The organism is Protofrankia sp. CiP1_Cm_nod4, assembly GCF_982290645.1.
In genome coordinates, this window is sequence record NZ_CEVIVC010000250.1 from 1 (window position 1) to 3,537 (window position 3,537).

Annotated in this window: 5 protein-coding genes; 1 reads left to right on the forward strand and 4 read right to left on the reverse strand. The window is 73.1% G+C overall.

The genetic code is table 11. The annotated features are described in order from the left end of the window. The first annotated feature begins 245 nt into the window (after positions 1-245). Positions 246-641, forward strand: coding sequence for a cold-shock protein (locus tag AC5LSR_RS23685; RefSeq protein ID WP_250289564.1), 396 nt, complete (start codon positions 246-248; stop codon positions 639-641). A 134-nt stretch (positions 642-775) separates the two neighbouring features. Here the strand turns inward: AC5LSR_RS23685 and AC5LSR_RS23690 are convergent, their stop codons facing one another. The 4 genes from AC5LSR_RS23690 to AC5LSR_RS23705 are packed head-to-tail and all read right to left on the reverse strand — an operon-like array spanning position 776 to position 3,228. Beyond that, positions 776-1,615, reverse strand: a complete 840-nt coding sequence (locus AC5LSR_RS23690; protein ID WP_493465762.1) for a 1,4-dihydroxy-6-naphtoate synthase — start codon at positions 1,613-1,615, stop codon at positions 776-778. 47 nt (positions 1,616-1,662) lie between these two features. Beyond that, complete coding sequence (gene mqnB / locus AC5LSR_RS23695; protein ID WP_250282783.1) at positions 1,663-2,649, reverse strand: futalosine hydrolase; 987 nt, start codon at positions 2,647-2,649, stop codon at positions 1,663-1,665. Next, positions 2,646-2,777: a hypothetical protein gene (locus AC5LSR_RS23700; RefSeq protein ID WP_445548183.1), complete on the reverse strand. Its 132-nt coding sequence runs from the start codon at positions 2,775-2,777 to the stop codon at positions 2,646-2,648. Before AC5LSR_RS23700 ends, mqnB begins: the two co-directional genes overlap by 4 nt. A 4-nt stretch (positions 2,778-2,781) precedes the next feature. After that, positions 2,782-3,228, reverse strand: a complete 447-nt coding sequence (locus AC5LSR_RS23705; protein ID WP_250282784.1) for a hypothetical protein — start codon at positions 3,226-3,228, stop codon at positions 2,782-2,784. Positions 3,229-3,537: the final 309 nt, after the last annotated feature.

Sequence of the window (3,537 nt, forward strand, 5' to 3'; positions counted from 1 at the left end):
CCCGGGTGGTGGGCCAGAAGCGGAGCGATCATGTCTGTCATGTTCGGGAGGCCGTTGGATCGGGGAGGCCGACCGGGAGGCCTGGCTGGCCCGGCTTGCAGGAGAGCCGGGTGACCATCATTCGGGTGCTACTGCTCGGTGATGAAAAAGTACGGACGGCCACTCGTCGGCGCGTCCCCGGATAGCCTTGAGACCCCGGTATCTCACCGGGCAGTCCCCCTTCGCTACTCATAACGAGGTCTTCCGTGCCCACCGGCAGAGTCAAGTGGTTCGACGTCGACAAGGGCTTTGGCTTTCTCAGCCGTGACGACGGCGGTGATGTTTTCGTCCACAAGGCCGCGCTCCCACCCGGTGTGGACGGGCTCAAGCCCGGTGACCGGGTCGAGTTCGGGGTTGCCACGAGCCGCCGTGGCGACCAGGCGTTGTCGGTGCGGCTGCTCGCGGCTCCACCGTCGGTGACGAAGGCCGCCGCGCAGGCGGCGCGGCGCAGCCCGGACGAGCTCCACAGCATGGTCGAAGACATGATCAAACTGTTGGACGAGGTGCAGGGCTCGTTGCGGCGGGGGCGCTATCCGGACCGGCGCACGGCCCAGAAGGTGGCGAAGGTCGTCCACGCGGTCGCCGACGAGTTGGAGGTCTGATCGCCTGACGGCCGCTCCTCGCGGCGGGCCGCCGTCCTTCGCCCCAGAATTCCGAGGCCGGGGCCGGGCTCCGGCCTCGCTACGGATCGGTTCTGGTGCGGATCGGTTCTGGTGCGGATCGGCTTCGCTACGGATCAGCGCAAGGGGGCAGGCAGGGCCGGGACGAGGCCCGCGGCGACCGCGCGGCCCAGCAGGGCCTCGGCCGCCGCGTAACCCTCGTCGCCGAGTTGCAGGGTGTAGTCGTTGACGTACAGACCGATGTGGGCGTCCGCCACGTCCGGGTCCATCTCCTGAGCGTGGTCGAGGACGTAGGAGCGCGACGCCTCCGGGTCGGCGAACGCGGCGGCCACGCTCGCCCGTACCACCGCCGACAGCGCGGCGCCGTCGAGGTGACGACGCCCCAGGACGGCCCCGAGCGGGATCGGCAGGCCGGTCTCGGACTCCCACCAGTCGCCGAGGTCGGCGATGGCGGTCAGGCCGAAGGACGGATAGGTGAACCGGGATTCGTGGATCACCAGGCCGGCGTCGTACCGCCCGTCCCGCACCGCCGGCATGATCTTCTCAAAGGAGAGGACGTCGATCTCGCTCACCCCGCGTCCCTGCGCCCACAGGCGGAACAGCAGGTAGGCGGTGGTGCGCATGCCAGGGATCGCGACGCGGGCGCCACGCAGGCCGGCCTGGCCGGCGGTCAGCACGAGCGGCCCGCAGCCGCGTCCGAGCGCGCTGCCGGCCGACAGCAGCTGGTAGGAGCCCAGCAGCCAGGGCAGGGCCGCGTAGGAGACCTTGACGACGTCATCGAGGGCGTCGGCGGCGCGGCTGTTGAGCACGTCGATGTCGGCGAAGGTCACCGTGACCGGGGTGCCGTCCCCGACCAGCCCGTGCGTGAGCGCGTGGAAGGCGAACGTGTCGTTCGGGCACGGAGAGATCGCCAACGACAGCGGGACCGGCAGGGACGGTGGCGACGTCGGGATCACCGTCGGGATCGTCGACGTGCCGGTCCCGGTGTCGGTCCCGCTGCCGGTCACGACGTGCCGCCCGGGGCTGGTCCTGTCGCTCCCGCGGGCCCGGCAGGTCTGACCAGCCCGGCTGGTCTGGCAGGGCCGGCTGGTCTGGCCGGGCCGCCGGAGCCGGAGCCGGTGGCGCGCAGGGCCGCGGTGAGGGTGTCGATGCCGGCGGTGAGGGCAGCCGCCGCGGCGCTCAGCCCGGCCAGGGCACCCGGCACGTCCCAGCTGGCCCGGTCACGGCGCCCGACCGCGTTACTGATCGCGCGGATCTCGGCGAAGGGCGTGCCGTACACCGCCGTCGCGACCGCGACCGCGTACCCCTCCATCGCCTCGGCGGCCGGGCCGAAACGCAGCGCCAGGGCCGCGGCCCGCCGCTCGGTTCCGGTGATCGTCGAGACGGTCAGCACCGGTCCGGTCCGCACCGGGCGCCCGGTGCCGGCGAGGACGCTGGTGAGGGCCTGGCTGATCTCCTCGCGGGGGGTCAGCGTGGAGGCTCCGAGCCCGAGCTGTTCCAGGGTGAGGAAGTCGCCGGACGCCGGCGCGGGTGGCTGTCCCGGTTCGCCGGGCGGGGCGTCGACGCCGGATTCCGCGCCGAGGTCCGCGGCGATCAGTTCGTCCGCGACGACCAGGTCGCCGATGTCCGCGCGGCCGGCGAAACCGCCCGCGATCCCGAAGGAGACGACCAGGTCGAACGGCTCCCCCGTGGCCTGGGCGGTGGCGAGCGCGGTGGCGGTGCCGGCGGCCGCGGCGGGGCCGGCGGCACCGGCGGCGAGGACGGTCACCGGGCCGGAGCGGCGTCCCAGGTAGGGGCCGATCCGCACGGCGGTCAGGAGCTGGCGGTCCCACGACGGCGGCGAACCGCGCGACAGCCTGCCCGCACCGGCGGCAGCGGCGGGGCCGCTACCCGTGCCGATGGTGGGCCGGGGCCGCCATGGCCCCATCATTCCGGCGCAGACGGCGTCCGCCTCGGCTGCCATCGCGGTGACGAGCAGTATGCGGCTCACGCGGCCGCCTGCGGGGCGGTCGACGGATGGTCGCGGACCGGGCGTGCCACGGCCGGGCCTGTGCCGTCGGGACGTGCCGTGCCGCCGCCCGGGCCGGTGCGGGCGAGGCTGACAGGACTGGGGCTCATCGGGCTACGGCTGGACGACGAGCCGGAACGGCCAGCTTCCGGAGGCCTGCTCGGAGCCGGTGTGCGGGGCCTGGAAGACGGTCAGGTTCACCTCGCCGCGCCCGTCCGGCACGGACAGCCGGTAGTGGGGCTCGGTGATGACGTCGGTGATCCGGGTGTCGTTGGACGCCAGGAAATATCCCTTGTCGGCGATCGACTTCGCGACGTCGATGTTGACGACCGACCCGGGGACGGCGTGCAGGACCGGCGCCTGGTACTTGTCGTTTTTGATCACTGTGCCGTCGCGGTCGTACTGGGCGGCGTGCGCCTGCACGAAGTTGTCGCCGGACTGCAGCGTCACCAGCGGGGTCGGCTTGTCGCAGCCGGTGAGCACCAGGACCAGCGCGCCGAGGAGGCCGAGCACGACGGGGCGTCGCCGCCGGGTGCGGAAAAGTAGCCGAGATGCGGACACGATCGGAGGTTACCGTTCCCGACGGTCGGACGCCGGCCTGCTCGCGATCCTCCGGGTGGGTTGTCGGTCTCAACCCGCCTGCTCAGCGGCCCGGCCTCGGCCATGAGCCGCCGGCGCTCCCGGCCGCCGGTATCGCCTGATCACCTTTCGGGATTATTCCGACCGGCTGGAACCGCGCTCCCACCAGCGCCGGACGGGTGACCGCGGCACGGTGGGGGCGTCGGGCGCGGCGGGTGGGCGCGGCACGGCCGGGGCCTGCGGCAGGGTCGGTGGCAACGTCGGGTGCTGTGGCAGGGCTCGTGGCAGGGC

Bases quoted from the DNA above. Each gene is read 5' to 3' on its own strand.
- AC5LSR_RS23700 (WP_445548183.1), bottom strand. From the start codon at position 2,777: ATGAGCCCCAGTCCTGTCAGCCTCGCCCGCACCGGCCCGGGCGGCGGC.